Below are 15,959 nucleotides of genomic sequence, written 5' to 3'. Positions count from 1 at the left end.
CCTGGGGTGTGTATGCCGTGCCCGGCGGTCTGCGTTGGGAGTGCAGTTCTGGTGGTGCTGGGTATTTCGTGGTGATGCTTCGGTGCGGTACTTCGGTGCTGCTATTCAGGGATGGGTGCTGCAGGGAGTGGCCAGGGATGTGGTCACATGCCGAGGTGTTCGAGCAGTTCCGCTGTGCGGGACTGGAACTCGGCGTTGTCGAGGCTCTCGACGACCTCGCCCTGGGCGAGGAGGTTGTGGCGGTCGGCGACCGTGGAGGCGAACTTCACGTTCTGCTCGACGAGCAGAACGGCGACACCTTGGGCCTTGATGTCGCGGATGATCTGGCCGATCTGGTTCACGATGACAGGGGCCAGACCCTCGCTCGGCTCGTCGAGGAGCAGAAGTCGCGAGCCGGCGCGCAGGGGACGCGCCATCGCCAGCATCTGCTGCTCACCACCAGAGAGCTTGGTGCCGGGGAAGTCGCGGCGCTCGTGCAGCACCGGGAACTGTTCGTAGATCTTGTCGAGGCTCCAGGCCGCAGCCTTGTCGACGACGGGCGGGAGGCTGAGGTTCTCGGCGACGGACAGCGTCGCGTAGATCCCGCGGTCGTCCGGAACCCACCCGAGTCCGAGGCGAGCCCGCTTGTCCGCGGACTTGCCGTCGAGGCTGACTCCGTCGAGGGTGACCGATCCGCGAGTGCCCTTGTGCAGGCCCATGATCGAGCGCAGCAGGGTGGTCTTGCCGGCGCCGTTGCGACCGACGAGGGTGACGACCTCACCCGCGGCCACGTCCAGCGAGACGTTGCGCAGCGCCTGCGCCTCTCCGTAGAAGGCCGAGAGGTCCTCGACCTTGAGCAGCGCGTCACTCATGGGTGTCTCCGGTCTCTCCGAGGTATGCCGTGATGACTCGCTCGTCGTTCCTCACCTGGTCGTAGGTGCCCTCCGCGAGGACTTCACCCGACTGGAGGACGGTGACGCTGTCAGCGAGCGAGCCCACGACGTGCATGTTGTGGTCGACGAACACGACGGCACGACCGGGCGACACCTTCTTGACGAGCTCGATGGTTCGATCGACGTCCTCGATCCCCATCCCCGCGGTGGGCTCGTCGAGGAGCAGCAGCGAGGGGTTGTTGGCCAGGGCCAGAGCGATCTCGAGTGCCCGCTTCTGGCCGTAGGCGAGAGAGCCGGCCCGCTGTCCGCTCCGATCGGCGAGGCCGACCTCGGAGAGCAGTTCCATCGAGCGCTCGCGGAAGGCGCCGAGACGCTTGCGCGAACTCCAGAACTTGTAGCCGAGCCCCGTGGGTGAGGCGAGCGCCAACTCGAGGTGCTCAACCAGGGTCATCTCGTCGAAGAGGCTCGTGATCTGGAACGACCGGGCGACGCCCATGTGGGCGATCTGCTCAGGCTGCTTCCCTGCGATGTCGTCACCGCGCAGGAGGATCTGGCCCGACGTCGGCTGGAGGAATCCCGTGAGCAGGTTGAACAAGGTCGTCTTGCCGGCGCCGTTGGGGCCGACCAGGGCGTGGATCGTGTTGTCCGCGACCTCGAGGTTCACCGAGTTCACGGCGGTGAAGCCCCGGAAGTCCTTCGTCAGGTCGACGGTCCTCAGGATCGCCGTGCCCGTTCCGGACTCCGGCGGCTGCGACAACGGTTCCGTCGTCGTGGGGCTCGCGCTCACCAGCACCTCCTCGTGCTCCGCGCAGCAGGATGTCTGCAGGCGGGTGTGGCATCACAGTAGGCCGGGCAGCCGGGGCCACACATGGTTTCGGACACCATGGTCTGTCTCGTCTCATGGCGCCAAGCCCCATGCGAGCGTCGACTCCACCCCTTAGGATCGTGAAATGCACAGTGACGTGGACGCGGGCACTCGCCTGCTCGAGATGCTCGCCTCCGGGTCCCCAGCAGCCGAGTTGGCGGCGCTCGACGTCGACCCCCATGCCCGCGACCTCGCCATGCGCATCAGTGGCGCCTTCGATGTCCAGCGTCGTCGCGAGCAACAGCTCGCCGCGCTCGTCGACACTGCTGGCGAGCTCGCCGCGATGAACGACCCGTCTGTTGTCCTCGACGCCATCGTCCGTCGCGCCCGCGCACTCATGGGCACGGACGTCGCGTACCTGACGCTGTATGACCACGCGAACGGCGACACCTACATGCGTGCCACCGCTGGATCGGTCTCTGCTCAGTTCCAGGTCGTCCGGCTGGCCTTCGGCGCGGGACTGGGCGGTCTCGTGGCCGAGGCTCGCAAGCCGTACTGGACGGCGGACTACTTCGCGGACGCGCGGTTCCGGCACACGCACTCCATCGACGGGGCCGTCGGGGACGAGGGGCTGGTCGCCATCTGCGGCACTCCCCTCATCGTCAAGGACGAGTTCGTCGGCGTCCTCTTCGCGTCGAATCGCACACCGCGCCCGTTCACCCACGACGAGGTCGCCCTCCTCGGGTCCCTCGCGACTCTGGCGGCAGTGACGATCGTGCAGGTGCGCGCTGTCGAGGAGTCCTCCCGCACCCTTGCGGCGCTCTCGGAGGCGACGGAACGGGTACAGCGCTACGCAGCCGGGATCGAGCGTGCGGCGGCGGCCCACGACCGGTTCGCCGAGATCGTCCTCGAGGGAGGTGGCGTGGACGACCTCACCGAATCACTCACGCACCTTCTCGGCGGGTGGGCCATCCTTCTCGACGAGAGTGGCTCGCCCCGCAGCATTGCCGGAGCAACGCCACCCTCTGGCGACGCGCTCCACGCGCTCTGCGCCCGGGTCGTCGAGAGGACAAGGGGCGGGCACGTCACCAGGTTGGACGACGTGTGGACGATCGGCATCGCCGCGACGGCAGACCCATTGGGTTTCCTTGCCGTCGGAGACGTGTCCACCATGGACGAATCCGACGAACGCACGGTGGAGCGAGCAGCCGTCGTCACCGCGCTCGTCCTCCTCGGCGAGCGCAACCGCGCCGAGGCCCGACAGCAGCAGCGCACCGACCTCATCGCTGGACTCGTCAGCGGGCATGCGGACCTCAGCGCCCTCGGCCCGGCTGCACGGTCGCTCGGCGTCGATCTGCGTGAGCCATCCTGCCTCCTGGTCGCCCGCGCGGGCGATGGCCAATCCCTGCGCTCACTCGTTCTCGCGGTCAACGCCGCACTCGGCGGGCGCAGTCTCGTCGGCGTGGTGGACGGCCACGTGGCCGCCCTGGTCCCCTCCTCGGACCCCGGTTCCGCCGCAACGGATCTGGCACAACGTTTGGCGCGCACACAGTCGGTGACCGTGGGTGCAGCCGGACCTGTGCGCGAGAGCGAGAGCGGCTACGTCGCCAACCTGTCCGCCGCCCACACCGAAGCCCTTCGCACCGCAGAGGCGCTCGTCGCGCTGGGCCGCCACGGCGACGGCGCATCCGCAGCGGACCTGGGATTCGCGGGACTCATCGTGGGCACCCGACCGGAGGTCACGGCATACGTGGGCTCGTTCCTCGGACCACTTCTCGACTACGACGAGGCCCGCGGAACGGACCTGGTCGGCACCCTGGAGGCCTACTTCCTCGCCGGAGCGAGTCCGCGTCACGCGGCGACCCGGCTCCACGTCCACGCCAATACCGTGGCACAGCGACTTGAGCGGATCACGCGCCTCGTCGGCGACGGCTGGCAGTCACCGGAGCGGGCGCTCGAACTCCAGCTCGCGCTGCGGCTCCGTCACCTCGTCGCCAGCTGACGGTCGACGACGTCGGCGAGGGCTGACACCGCCTTCGCCTCGAGGATGATCGAGTAGTGGTTGGTGCCCGGGACGACCGTCGTGTGGAGTGCGTCTGGAAGGTCCAGCGACGCGAGACGTTGTTCGTCGTAGAGCCCTTGCGGTTCGTCGAGCAGACCCCGCTCCGCCCACAGCAGGTCGACATCGAGCCCCGCTTCGACCGCGCGGCGGGCAGCCCCGAGCACCACCGGGTCGGCCAACACCCCCCGACCGTCGGTCCGCACGGCGTCGAGGACACAGCTCGATCGCCAACCGTTGGCGGTCTCGACCAGGTCGTGTTCCAGGTAGCGGCGCAGCCACAGCCCCTCGGGGCCGGCGAGCAGGGGGCCGACAGCCGGGTGCCGACGCCAGAACGCCAAGTGGTCCTGGGGTGAGTCGAAGACCATGGAGAGCCGGGCCATGGCCGGTCCGATCACGGCGGTGAGCGCGTCGTCGATGGCGGTCGCAGGAGGTGCCGGGAACCCCAACCCACCGTCGACCAGGACAAGGGAGGCGTAGCGGTCGGGTTCCTCAGCCGCCGCCACCGCAGCCACGAACGCGCCCATCGAGTGGCCGACGAGGATGGGGTGCCCACCGAAGGCAGAGGCAATGGCCAGCGCGTCCTGCGCGTGGGCCGAGATGCCGAACGGTCCCGGCACGTCGCGACTCGCTGCTCGCCCTCGCAGGTCGGGTGCGAGGAGCCGCACGGAACCCACCCCGTGCCGCCGGACCAGTTCGTCGGCGAGTGCCTGCCAGGCGAGGCCGTTGGCGGTGATCCCGTGCAGGGCCAGAACCGTGGGGACGTCAGTTCGCGCCGCCCCCGGAATGAGGTCGTGGACGGCCAGCGTGCCGTCGGCCACTTGCACGGTGAAGGCCGGAACGACGTTCACTGATCACCTCCCGAAGCGGGTCGCCGGATGCCACCCCAGGGCATTCACGGTATGCCGCCCACTCACCGTGGCGCATGGGCTCCGGACCCACAGAACGGGCGGTTCTGTGTGGGCCGGACCGACCTCAGCGCAGGGTGCCGAGGAGCTTCGTCGCGATCGCGTCCGGCGTCAGGCCGACGAGGTCCAGGACCTGGCCACGCGAGCCGTGGTCGAGGAACTCGCGCGGCAGGCCGAACAGGTCAACGGCTGCGTCGATCCCGCTGTCCCGCAATGCCTGCGCGATGTGCGAACCCACGCCACCGGACACCGAGTTGTCCTCGACGACGGCGACCCGCCGGGCCGAGCGGGCGAGGTCGCCCACCGCGGGATTCACGGGCAGAGCCCACACGGGATCCACGACACGCACCCGCAGGCCCTCTGCCGCCAGCTTGTCGGCGACCGTCAGCGTTGTCGCCACCATCGATCCCACTCCGACCAGGAGCAGGTCGACCTCGGCCTCGTCGGGCTCGGCGAGGACATCGACACCGTCGATGGTCCGCACCGCCTCGATCGCGTCCGCCACCGAACCCTTCGGGAAACGGATGACCGACGGCGCGTCATCGATGTCGACCGCAGCACGCAGGGCGATCGGGATCTGCTGGCCGTCGCGGGGTGCCGCCAGGTGCAACCCGGGCACGATGCCGACGATCGACATGTCCCACATCCCGTGGTGCGAGGCGCCGTCAGGCCCGGTGATCCCGGAGCGGTCGAGGACGAACGTGACCCCGGCCTCGTGGAGCGCACAGTCCATGAGCAGTTGGTCGAACGCGCGGTTGAGGAAGGTCGCATAGATGGCGACGACCGGGTGCAGCCCGGAATACGACAATCCGGCAGCCATCGTCGTCGCGTGCTGCTCGGCGATGCCGACGTCGAAGGTGCGTTCGGGGAAACGCTTCGCGAACGCGTCCAGGCCGACAGGGATCATCATCGCGGCGGTGATGGCGACAATGTCCTCGCGCTCCTCACCGAGCTCGACGAGTGCTTCGCTGAACTCATCGGTCCAGCTGCGCCCCGAGATCTCCAGCGGCAGACCGGTCTCCGGGTTGATGACGCCGACCGCGTGGAACTGGTCGCTCTCGTCGTTGAGCGCCGGGTCGTAGCCCTTGCCCTTCTGCGTGATGGCGTGGACGAGCACCGGCCCGCCGTAGGCGCGAGCGCGACGCAGGGCCTGCTCGAGTGCCGCTTCGTCGTGGCCGTCGACCGGACCGATGTACTTGAGGCCGAGGTCCTCGAAGAGGCCTTGCGGCGCGACGATGTCCTTGATGCCCTTCTTGACCCCGTGGAGCGTTTCGTACATCGCGCCCCCGACGACCGGCGTGCGATGAAGCGTGTTCTTCCCCCAGTCGAGGAAGCGTTCGTATCCCCGAGTCGTGCGCAGGGTCGAGAGGTGGTCAGCGAGTCCGCCGCGCGTCGGCGCGTAGGAGCGTTCGTTGTCGTTGACGACGATGACCAACGGCAAGTCGGACTCGGCGGCGATGTTGTTGATCGCCTCCCACGCCATACCCCCGGTGAGTGCACCGTCACCGATGACGGCCACCGTGTGCCGATCGCGGGCGCCCGTCACGACCCTTCCGGCCGCGATCCCGTGGGCCCACGACAGCGAGCTCGAAGCGTGCGAACTCTCGACGACATCGTGCTCGGACTCGGCGCGGCTGGGGTAGCCCGAGAGCCCGCCCTGCTTGCGGAGTCCGGAGAAGTCGTGGCGTCCGGTGAGGAGCTTGTGGACGTAGGACTGGTGGCCGGTGTCGAAGACCACGGCGTCCCGCGGGCTGTCGAACACTCGGTGGATCGCGAGCGTGAGTTCGACGACTCCGAGATTCGGCCCGAGGTGGCCGCCAGTCCGGGACACCTCCTCGACGAGGAAGGTCCGGATCTCCTGAGCCAGGGTCTCCAGCTCGGGGCGGGTCAGGGCCTTGAGGTCGTCAGGTCCCTGGATGCGCTCCAGCACGCTCACGCGATCTCCCTCTCGGTGACGATGTCCATCCGCAAGAGTCTAGGTGCTTCCGTGGGTACCTCTGCGCGCCCACGGCCCCTCACGAGCACGTCCACACGAAACGTTCACGGGCTCCACACCCTCCCTCGGCGGCAGAGAGTGACGTGGAGCCCGGGATCGCCCCGCTGGCCTACTTCACCGAGACGGCGTCCCAGGCCTTCGCCACAGCCGTGGCCTGGGCCGACGTGGCGCCGTAGAGGTCACCGGCTGCCCTGATCGTCGCCACACGGGCCCCGGCGTAGTTCGTCGAGGACGTCATGTAGACGGTGAGGGCGCGATACCAGATCCTCGAGGACGCATCCCGGCCGATGCCCGTGACGGTGGAGCCGTCGCACGTCGTGGAGTTGTGCGCCTTGCCCCCGAAGGTCTTGCTGCCCGATCCCTCGGCCAGCAGGTAGAAGAAGTGGTTGCCCACACCGGACGAGTGGTGCACGTCGAGGTTGCCCACCGACGACGACCAGCAGTTCACCGAGCTGCCGTCGGAGCTGGGGTTGTCCATGCGGCGGAAGCCGAGACCGTCGGCGAGGTCGAACTCCTCGCCGACGAGGTAGTCGCCGGGGTCGTTCTGGTTGTTGGCGCTGAACTCGACCATGGACCCGAAGATGTCGCTCGTCGACTCGTTGAGGCCACCGGACTCGCCTGAGTAGGTGAGGTTCGACGAGTTCTGGGTGACGCCGTGGGTCATCTCGTGCCCGGCCACGTCGAGCGAGACGAGAGGTCCGAAGGACGACCCGTCGCCGTCGCCGTAGGTCATCTGCTTCCCGTCCCAGAACGCGTTGACGTAGTTCGACCCGTAGTGGACGCGGCTCGGCGACCCCTTGCCGGTGTTCCAGATGCCGTTGCGCCCGTGGACGTTCTTGAAGTAGTCCCACGTGCGCGCCTGACCGTATGCCGCGTCGACTGCAGCGCTCTGACGGTTGACGTTCGTGCCATTCCCCCAGGCGTTGTCGGCGTCGGTGAAGAGCGTGCCGGCGGAGCAGCCGGCACCGAAGATCGTGCAGAAGAAGCTGTCGGTCCGGTTGTTCATGTCGCCCACCTGCGAGTTGCCGCGAGTGGCGTCCTTGAGCTGGAAGCTCGACCCGGACTGCGTCGTCTGGATCGTCACCGTGCCGCTGTAGAGCGAGGCACCACTGCCGTCGGCCTCGTGGATCTCGTCCGCCGAACCGACGACGGCCCCTGTGGACGCGTCCACCCAGGTGTGGAGTCGGCTCGGGGTGCCGTTCGCGCGGACGCCGCTGCTGCGGACGTCCCAGACGAGGCGTGGTGTGCCCTGGGTGGCGTCGACCGCGAGGGTCGGCGAGGACTTGTCGAGCCTGACACCCGACGGGAGCGTCGGGCGGGTCGCGGTGCGCGCCTTCGCGGAGCTGATCCTGGGCGTGGTCGAGACCGTGATGGGTGCCGTGAGGGTCTGACTCACCGAATCGACGGCGCCATCGGCACCGAGGTGGGCGACGAGGTCTCCACCGAGGACGGGCAGCCCACGGTAGGTCCGGTCCATCCGCACGTGGCGCTCACCGGAGGACTCGCCGAGGGCGGTGGTCGCCACGAGATCCTCACCTGCAGCGAGCCGGACGAGACCGGGCGCCGACCGCAGGGCCTGTTCCGCGGAGGCGCCCACGGCGGCGACGTCGAGCTGGCGGAGCGGCCCGATGGGGTCGGCCGGCGCGGCGGAGGCGGCGGGGATGGCCGAGGCGATGGCTGCCGAGCCGGCGGCAAGGCAGGCGAGGGCGGAGAGGGATCGACGCATGTGGACTTCCTTGTCTCATGTCGTGGAGCGTCACGCGGTGGCGCGACCGCCTCATCAAAGCCGCGCTCGACATCGATGCGGAAGGGACTTGGCCAAGTCCTTACTCAACGTATACCTCGGTCAAGAAGCGTGCCCTCGCCCCTACAGGCGCGGCACGAACGTGTGCCCCTGCATGGCTTCGAGGAGCAGCCCTGCGGCCCGGCGGGCCGCAAGCAGGCGAGCGCCTTCCGCTTCGAGAGCGGCGAGCGAGGCCGCGATCCCTTCCGGTTCGACGTCGTCGGCGAGATCGACCCGAAGGCCCCTGTATGCCGTCCGCATCGCTCCCAGTTGCGCGTCCAGGTGGTGCGTGGTCACCCAGGCGAGGGCGATCGGGTGACGGCGCCACACGGCATACATGCGATATTCCGACGGGCAGTGGTCGAGCAGCCACCCGACGGCCGGCACCTGCCACCCGGCGGCCTCCGGTGGAGGCACGCGATCCGGCCATCCGGGCGGACCCGGACGGCGGGCACCACCCGGTGCACCGGGGCTCGCCGAACGCCGCAGAGGAGGCGGCGTCACACCATCGAACATACGTTCGATTCTAGGGCACCGAGGAAACCCCGTGGATCCCCGCGTCGCGATGACAGTGCTTCGAGAAGGTCACCGCAGGGAAGGCGCGCGTCTCGCGCGGATCCGGCCGCGCACGCACTGTTGACCCCCAACGCGTCGGAAGGCGCTGTCCGGTCTGCACCTTCCCCGGCGTCCCCCAGAACTCCCGAGCGGACAACACCGGGAGAGCCGTCCGCACCCGCCCCCGACTGGCTGTTGGGGTGCCAACACGCTCGGGGAAGCAAACGCCCGCGGAACTCTCGCCCGTGGTTCGGACCACCGCACCGACCATGGGTCTGGCAGCTGCCGACAGTGTGGTCGTTCCCAACAGGAGGAGCCCTGTGACCGCCACGGCTGAGACCCGCCTTGTGCGCATCAGGCTGGCGTCCATGGGAGGGCCCTTCGGTTGGAGGCGTTGTTCCGACTCCTTCACCGTCCCGTCGCACACACCTGGTCCGCATCCGGACCTGCCCCTCAGTTCGGGGGCTCGACCCCCTGAGATCCACGGCTCCCCCGCTCAGCGCCACGACCACGTCGATGTGCCAGATCCGCGAGTTCGATCCGGTTTGCCGTCCCGTCTTCCTCAGCACCGCGGAGACGTGACTACTCACCGTCTTCTCGCTGATGAAGAGGCGAGCCGCGATCTGTCCGTAGGTCTCCCCCGACACCAGGCCCTCGAGGACCTCCTCCTCGCGCGGCGTCAATGCTGGCGTGGCCGGCACGATCGGCGTCACCCAGCCCGCAGCCGCCCCACGGGGATCCGAGCTCCCCAGGGTGAGGTGGGCCTGCCCAGCCAGGCTGTCGATGTCCTCGGTGAGCGGCGCCGCCCCGAGTTGCTCGGCGAGGCGACGGGACCTCCCCAGGACGTCAGCGGCTCGGCGCCGGTCGGCCCGGCGGGTGAGGAGGTGCCGGCCGAGCCAATACAGCGAACGGGCATGCTCATAGCGCAGGTCAGCGCGTTCGGTTGCCCTGCAGGCCTCCTCCCACAGGTCGGCGAGGCCATCGAGCTCGTTCAGGCATTGGGCGCGTTGGGCCGCATGCACTGCGCCCATGGCCGGGTGAGCAGCGTCCCGGGGTCCGGCCGCCGCAAAGGACATCGGCTCGGTCCCGCGAGCAGCCTCGATCCTCTCGAGATACGCCACGGCGCGTCGGCGCGCATCAAGACGGGACTCGGTTGTCGCCATGAGCGCGGCCGCTCTGGAGGCGAGAACGAGCAAGTAGTCGGCGGCGCGGGGATCAAGGGCGACGACCTCGGCCATGAACCGGTCAATGAGGATGAGCGCGTCCTCCGGCAGCCCGAGAGCAATGCTCACCTGGATCTGGGCGGTGAGCAGGAGATCACCAACGGGTGCGGCCGTGGGCAGGAGCTCTTCGGCCCGTCGCAGGTGCAGGGCAGCGGCTTGGCGGTTGCCCTGATGCGCCGTCAGCATGGCCGCAACGCACCGTGTGGTCCCGGCAGCATTGTGGCTCCGCGCGAGGGTCAGTAGTTCGCGCACCATGACCCGGGCCTCCGCCCAACGCCCCAGGTCGAAGGCGCCCGAAGCCGCGTTCGCTCCCACCACTCCGGCGTAGTCGAACAGACCGCGTGCGAGCAGGTCTCGATAGACACCGTCGCTGACCTCCGCCAACTCGACGAGCAACCCCATCGACTCGTAGGTGTTGTGAACGAAGGTGGCGGCCAAACGCATCAAGCGTGGATCGTCGGCCTGTTTGGCCAGGGCCATCGCTCGCTCGGCATCGTCAACACCCTCCGGCGTCCCGAACCTCGCCTGTGAGCGAGCGCCCAGTGCCCAGATCATCGCCACGGGGCTGCCCACCGCCTCAGCGAGCTGCATTGCGGTGTCGGCGTGTGGGCCTGCCCCGGGCAGCCCGTTGAAGACCTCCGCGAAGGCCAGGTGAGCAAAGGCCAAGGACCGCTCGGGCGCGTCCACCATTCCATCGGTCAGTTCCAGGGCCTCCTGGGGTTCGACGAGGGAGAGTTGCCGCGGGCCGAGTCCGGCCATGGCACGAAGGAGATGAAGGTCGAGCAGGATCCGTGCGGCCAACCGTGGATCCTCCGACCGATCCACTCTCACGAGGGCATGCTCGTAGTGACGGACCGCCCCACGGTCGTCGCCCCAGGCCTCGGCGGCCCGGGCCGCTCGGAGCAGCAGCTCACCTCGCTCGACCTCGGCGGCAACGCTCCCGGACACCTCGGTCAACAGCGACACCGCTGTGGACAGGTGCTTGGCCACCTCCTCCCAGGCGCGAACAAGTTCCGCTTCGTCGGCGGCGCGGAGCGACCATTGGAACGCCTCGTCATGATGCCCAGCCGCGACATGGTGCAAGGCCAGAGCATTGGCTCGGTCCCGCGCGTCCACGGACGAGGCGGATGCCCAGCCATCGGCGATTTCGGTGTGGAGTTGCCTCCTCTCCCATACGCTCAGGCTGCCGGCGATCGCCTCGGCGAGCAGTGGATGGCGAAACCAGATGGAGCCCGACTCGGTCTCGACCGCGATCCCCTGAGCTGCAGCCTCCTGCACAGCCCTTGCCGTGTCGACAGCGTCGACGCCATGCCGAGCGGACAGGTCACGCAAGACCTCGAACGCAACCGGAGCCCCGCCGACGGCCACGATCTGGGACACCGCCCTGCCCTGCTCCGACAGCCTGTGCCAGGAGGCCAACAGCGCGTCGGCCAGACTCACTTCAGACGCCACGCCGCCGGCTCCGTCACTGCCCTCGGCCAGGAGAAGGTGCGCGAGGTACGGGTTCCCGTCGGAGCGCCGGAACACCTCGTGGGCGCGACCGGCGTCCGCAGCGGCTCCATCGCGAGACAGGATCATCTCCTCGATCGACCACACATCCAGTGGGCCAAGCCGCAGGCTGCTCACCGACGACATCCGGGCGGCATCGGCAAGCCAGCCGTGCAACCGGTGGCCGACGGGCAGATCCGTGTCCCGGTAGGTGGCGAAGACGGCCAGTCGTTGCCCCGGGGCAAACCCGGCCACCAGATAGGACAGCACGTCCAACGAACTGGGGTCGGCCCACTGCAGGTCATCGATGGCGAGCACCGTGGGCCGGTCGGCCTGGAGGGCTTCGAGGGCGGCACCGAACTGGAGGAGAGCCACACCCCGGGGTTCATCGCCCAGAGCAGGAATGAGGTCGTCGAAGCGACCGGAAGGGCACAACGTCGATGCGAGGCCACTCGTGGTGCTACCCAACCAGTGCGTCAGCGCCCGGGTGAAGGGAAAGTAGCTCGTCACGTCCGCGCCGAACCGAAGGCATAGTCCGTGCAGCACATGGCTGGCCTCTGATCGGCTTGCCTCGGCCACGTCACGAACCAGGCTGGTCTTCCCGATGCCTGCCTCCCCATGGACGAGGAGCAGGCCGGGGTCGCCACCGAAGGCGCGATCCACGAACGATTGCAGGACCGCGCGCTCAGACTCCCGTCCGAACAGGACGGGCTGTCCATCCATGGCTCGATCATCCCGCCACCGTGCCGCGGCGCGCAGGCGCGCGGACATTTCCGGTGCCCGATTTGCGCTTGGTCACATCGTGGACGCCACGTCCTTGGACATAACGGACACTTATGCTTTCCATCAGTCTTGCCACCCCATTGAGGATCGAGGAACCCATGACGAGCGTCGTCTCAGGCAGCCGCACCCTGCGGCCGCCGCGCACCGGGCGGTCCAACGGCCAGTGGGCCGTCGACGGCCGGGAGCCGCTCAATCCCAACGAGACGTTCAAGGCCGCGGACAACGGCCTCAACGTCCGGGAGCGGATCGAGACGATCTATGCCCGTGACGGGTTCGACGCCATCCCCGGCGAGGACCTGCACGGTCGCTTCCGCTGGTGGGGCCTCTATACCCAGCGCAAGCCCGGCATCGACGGCGGGCGCACCGCCTCTCTGGAGCCCCACGAGCTCGAGGACAAGTTCTTCATGCTCCGGGTGCGCACCGACGGGCAGCTCCTCTCCCCCACCCAGTTGCGCGTCCTCGGCGGCATCTCCACCGACTTCGCCCGCGAGAGCGCGGACATCAGCGACCGGCAGAACATCCAGTACCACTGGATCGCGATCGAGAGCGTGCCCGAGATCTGGCGCCGGCTCGAGGCGGTCGGTCTTCAGACGACCGAGGCCTGCGGTGACACGCCCCGCGGCTTCCTCGGCTCCCCCGTCGCCGGTGTCGCCGCCGACGAGATCATCGACCCGACGCCCGTGATCCACGAGATCACGTCCCGGTGGGTCGGCGACCCCGAACTGTCCAACCTGCCCCGCAAGTTCAAGACCGCCATCACCGGCCACCCGAGCCTCGACGTCGTCCACGAGATCAACGACATCTCGCTCGTCGGTGTCGTCCACCCCGAGCTCGGCCCCGGCTTCGACCTGTGGGTCGGCGGCGGGCTCTCCACCGCACCGCGCCTGGCCGAGCGCATCGGGGTCTTCGTCTCCGAGGCCGACGCCCCGGACGTGTGGCACGGCGTGATCCAGATCTTCCGTGACTACGGCTACCGCCGGATGCGCACCAAGGCGCGCCTCAAGTTCGTCATGGCCGAGTGGGGGCCGGAGAAGTTCCGCGAGGTCCTCGAGACCGAGTACCTGGGCCGGGCACTCCCCGACGGCCCCGCCCCGGCGCCCGCGACCGGCCCCGGAGACCACGTCGGCGTGCACGAGCAGAAGGACGGACGCTTCTACGTCGGCGCCGCTCCGACGGTGGGCCGCGTCAGCGGCACGAAGCTCACGACCCTTGCGGACCTCGTCGAGCGAGTCGGCGCGGACGGGGTGCGACTCACCGCACACCAGAAGCTCGTCGTCCTCGGTGTGCCGGGTGACGGAGTCGACGAGCTCGTCGCCGGGCTTGAAGAGCTCGGCCTCACGACGACTCCCAGCCCGTTCCGTCGCACGACGATGGCCTGCACCGGCATCGAGTACTGCAAGCTCGCCCTCGTCGACACCAAGGACACCGCGACGGCAGTCATCGCCGAGCTCGAGCGGCGCCTGGCCGACATCGACCTGGACACCCCGATCGCTCTCAACGTCAACGGCTGCCCCAACTCGTGCGCCCGCATCCAGACGGCAGACATCGGCCTCAAGGGGCTCATCACGACCAACGACGCGGGCGATAGCGTCCCCGGCTTCCAGGTCCACCTCGGCGGTGGCCTCGCCTCGCCGGAGCGCGACGAGGCCGGGCTGGGCCGCACGGTCCGTGGGCTCAAGGTCCCCGCGGCCGACCTGGCCGACTACGTCGAGCGCATCGTGCGCCGGTTCACCGAGCAGCGCGTCGCCGGCGAGTCCTTCGCGACGTGGGCCCACCGAGTCGCCGACGAGGAGCTGACATGAGCATCCAGACCCGAGCCGGAACCAAGCGCGGCGAGGAGGAGCTCCGCGCCCTTGCGTCCGAGGGTGCTCAGCTCGACGACACGGATGCGCGTGGCGTCGCTCGCTGGGCTGCGGAGCACTTCCCGGGGACCCTCGCCGTGGCGTGCAGCATGGCCGAGGGTGTTCTCCCGCACCTGATTTCGCAGGACTCGCCCGGTGTGGACGTTCTCTTCCTCGAGACCGGCTATCACTTCGCGGACACCATCGGGACCCGCGCCCGTGTCGCTGATGAGTTGGACGTCACGGTCGTCGACGTCCTCCCCGAGCTCACCGTCGCCGAGCAGGACCTGAAGCACGGCCCTCGCCTCTACGAGCGCGACCCTGCGCTCTGCTGCGCGATGCGCAAGATGGAGCCGTTGGCACGCACCCTCGCCGGCTACGAGGCCTGGGTGACCGGCGTGCGCCGCGATGAGGCGCCCACCCGCACCGAGACCCCCCTCGTGACATTCGACGAGAAGCACGGCCTCGTCAAGATCAACCCGTTGGTGACGTGGTCGCTCGACGACGTCACGGCATACGCGAATGAGCACTCCGTGCCCGTCAACCTCCTGATGTACGACGGCTACCCCTCCATCGGCTGCGAACCGTGCACGAAGCGCGTCGCCCCGGGAGACGACCCCCGATCCGGCCGCTGGGCCGGCCTGGCCAAGACCGAATGCGGGATCCACACATGAGCGCATCCACGATCGACGAACTCGAGACGACGGCCGCCGCTGCCGACTCGCCGACCACGGACCACGGCGGGCGCGTCCTCAGCCAGCTCGACGCCCTCGAGGCCGAGGCCATCCTCGTCATCCGCGAGATGGTCGGCGAACTCGAGCGCCCGGCTCTCCTGTTCAGCGGCGGCAAGGACTCCGTCGTGATGCTGCACCTCGCGGTGAAGGCGTTCTGGCCGGCGCCCATCCCGTTCCCGGTGCTGCACGTCGACACCGGCCACAACTTCCCCGAGGTGCTCGAGTACCGCGACGAGACGGTCGAGCGACTCGGGCTGCGGCTCGAGGTGGCCTCGGTGCAGGACTACATCGATGACGGTCGCCTGCGCGAGCGTGCGGACGGCCTGCGCAACGCCCTGCAGACCCAGCCGCTGCTCGACGCCATCAACGAGCACCGCTTCGACGGCGTCTTTGGCGGTGGGCGACGCGACGAGGAGAAGGCGCGCGCCAAGGAGCGCATCGTCTCCCTGCGTGACGAGTTCGGCCAGTGGGATCCCAAGAACCAGCGCCCCGAGCTCTGGAACCTCTTCAACCCGCGCCACCGGCCCGGTGAACACGTGCGGGTCTTCCCGATCAGCAACTGGACCGAGGTCGACGTCTGGAGTTACATCGAGCGGGAGAACATCCCGCTCGCCCCGCTCTACTACGCCCACGAGCGCGAGGTCTTCCAGCGCGACGGCATGTGGCTCGCGGTCGGCCCCTACAGCCAGCCGCGCGAGGGCGAAACCGTGGAGACGCGCCTGGTCCGCTATCGCACCGTCGGCGACATGTCGTGCACGGGTGCCGTCGAGTCGCCCGCCCGCACCAACGCCGAGATCGTCGTCGAGGTCGCAGCGTCGACCCTGACCGAGCGCGGCGCCACCCGTGCCGACGACCGGATCTCGGAGGCCGCCATGGAGGACCGCAAGAAGGAGGGCTACTTCTGATGTCACC

The 15,959-nt window shown here is 68.9% G+C and carries 11 protein-coding genes; 4 read left to right on the top strand and 7 right to left on the bottom strand.

The window, feature by feature from the left end; all coding sequences use genetic code 11:
• Positions 1-143: 143 nt before the first annotated feature.
• Both N802_RS07250 and N802_RS07245 read right to left on the bottom strand, forming a co-directional pair.
• Positions 144-851, bottom strand: a complete 708-nt coding sequence (locus N802_RS07250) for an ABC transporter ATP-binding protein (protein ID WP_035914123.1) — start codon at positions 849-851, stop codon at positions 144-146.
• The gene (locus N802_RS07245; RefSeq protein WP_084071961.1) at positions 844-1,659 is read right to left on the bottom strand and encodes an ABC transporter ATP-binding protein; all 816 of its coding nucleotides are present in this window, start codon (positions 1,657-1,659) and stop codon (positions 844-846) included. The genes N802_RS07250 and N802_RS07245 overlap by 8 nt, the downstream gene beginning before the upstream one ends.
• Before the next feature lie 163 nt (positions 1,660-1,822).
• Between N802_RS07245 and N802_RS07240 the strand changes: the two genes are divergently transcribed.
• A complete protein-coding gene (locus N802_RS07240; protein ID WP_035914118.1) occupies positions 1,823-3,679 on the top strand; it encodes a helix-turn-helix domain-containing protein in 1,857 nt (618 codons plus the stop codon).
• Here the strand turns inward: N802_RS07240 and N802_RS07235 are convergent.
• The 5 genes from N802_RS07235 to N802_RS07215 form a co-directional block, all read right to left on the bottom strand.
• Entirely contained in the window at positions 3,661-4,587 is a 927-nt protein-coding gene (locus tag N802_RS07235) for an alpha/beta hydrolase (protein ID WP_035914115.1), read from the bottom strand. The two genes, N802_RS07240 and N802_RS07235, sit on opposite strands and share 19 nt — an antisense overlap.
• A 124-nt stretch (positions 4,588-4,711) precedes the next feature.
• Positions 4,712-6,580, bottom strand: a complete 1,869-nt coding sequence (gene dxs, locus N802_RS07230) for a 1-deoxy-D-xylulose-5-phosphate synthase (RefSeq protein WP_035914112.1) — start codon at positions 6,578-6,580, stop codon at positions 4,712-4,714.
• A gap of 169 nt (positions 6,581-6,749) precedes the next feature.
• Positions 6,750-8,366 carry a M4 family metallopeptidase gene (locus N802_RS07225; protein ID WP_035914108.1) on the bottom strand — a complete coding sequence of 539 codons (1,617 nt, stop codon included), beginning with the start codon at positions 8,364-8,366 and terminating at the stop codon, positions 6,750-6,752.
• A gap of 141 nt (positions 8,367-8,507) precedes the next feature.
• Positions 8,508-8,939, bottom strand: coding sequence for a hypothetical protein (locus N802_RS07220; protein ID WP_245613851.1), 432 nt, complete (start codon positions 8,937-8,939; stop codon positions 8,508-8,510).
• Positions 8,924-12,412, bottom strand: a complete 3,489-nt coding sequence (locus N802_RS07215; protein ID WP_035914102.1) for a helix-turn-helix transcriptional regulator — start codon at positions 12,410-12,412, stop codon at positions 8,924-8,926. Before N802_RS07215 ends, N802_RS07220 begins: the two co-directional genes overlap by 16 nt.
• A 158-nt stretch (positions 12,413-12,570) precedes the next feature.
• Here N802_RS07215 and N802_RS07210 point away from each other — a divergent pair, with 158 nt between their 5' ends.
• Genes N802_RS07210 through cysD form a run of 3 tightly spaced genes read left to right on the top strand, consistent with a single transcriptional unit; the run spans position 12,571 to position 15,952 of the window.
• Entirely contained in the window at positions 12,571-14,274 is a 1,704-nt protein-coding gene (locus tag N802_RS07210; protein ID WP_035914099.1) for a nitrite/sulfite reductase, read from the top strand.
• Positions 14,271-14,987: a phosphoadenylyl-sulfate reductase gene (locus N802_RS07205; protein WP_035914095.1), complete on the top strand. Its 717-nt coding sequence runs from the start codon at positions 14,271-14,273 to the stop codon at positions 14,985-14,987. Before N802_RS07210 ends, N802_RS07205 begins: the two co-directional genes overlap by 4 nt.
• On the top strand, positions 14,984-15,952 hold the full coding sequence (cysD, locus tag N802_RS07200) for a sulfate adenylyltransferase subunit CysD (protein ID WP_035914091.1): 969 nt from the start codon (positions 14,984-14,986) through the stop codon (positions 15,950-15,952). Before N802_RS07205 ends, cysD begins: the two co-directional genes overlap by 4 nt.
• Positions 15,953-15,959: the final 7 nt, after the last annotated feature.

It is taken from the genome of Knoellia sinensis KCTC 19936 (assembly GCF_000768705.1).
Classification (GTDB): domain Bacteria; phylum Actinomycetota; class Actinomycetes; order Actinomycetales; family Dermatophilaceae; genus Knoellia; species Knoellia sinensis.
Note: the sequence above shows the minus strand (reverse complement) of the source record. Positions and strands in the feature narration are given on the sequence as shown.

What these genes read in the sequence shown, in the direction of transcription:
- N802_RS07250 (WP_035914123.1), bottom strand. Translation starts at nt 851, where the DNA reads ATGAGTGACGCGCTGCTCAAGGTCGAGGACCTCTCGGCCTTCTACGGA.
- N802_RS07240 (WP_035914118.1), top strand. Translation starts at nt 1,823, where the DNA reads ATGCACAGTGACGTGGACGCGGGCACTCGCCTGCTCGAGATGCTCGCC.
- N802_RS07225 (WP_035914108.1), bottom strand. Translation starts at nt 8,366, where the DNA reads ATGCGTCGATCCCTCTCCGCCCTCGCCTGCCTTGCCGCCGGCTCGGCA.
- N802_RS07220 (WP_245613851.1), bottom strand. Translation starts at nt 8,939, where the DNA reads ATGTTCGATGGTGTGACGCCGCCTCCTCTGCGGCGTTCGGCGAGCCCC.
- N802_RS07215 (WP_035914102.1), bottom strand. Translation starts at nt 12,412, where the DNA reads ATGGATGGACAGCCCGTCCTGTTCGGACGGGAGTCTGAGCGCGCGGTC.
- N802_RS07210 (WP_035914099.1), top strand. Translation starts at nt 12,571, where the DNA reads ATGACGAGCGTCGTCTCAGGCAGCCGCACCCTGCGGCCGCCGCGCACC.
- N802_RS07205 (WP_035914095.1), top strand. Translation starts at nt 14,271, where the DNA reads ATGAGCATCCAGACCCGAGCCGGAACCAAGCGCGGCGAGGAGGAGCTC.
- cysD (WP_035914091.1), top strand. Translation starts at nt 14,984, where the DNA reads ATGAGCGCATCCACGATCGACGAACTCGAGACGACGGCCGCCGCTGCC.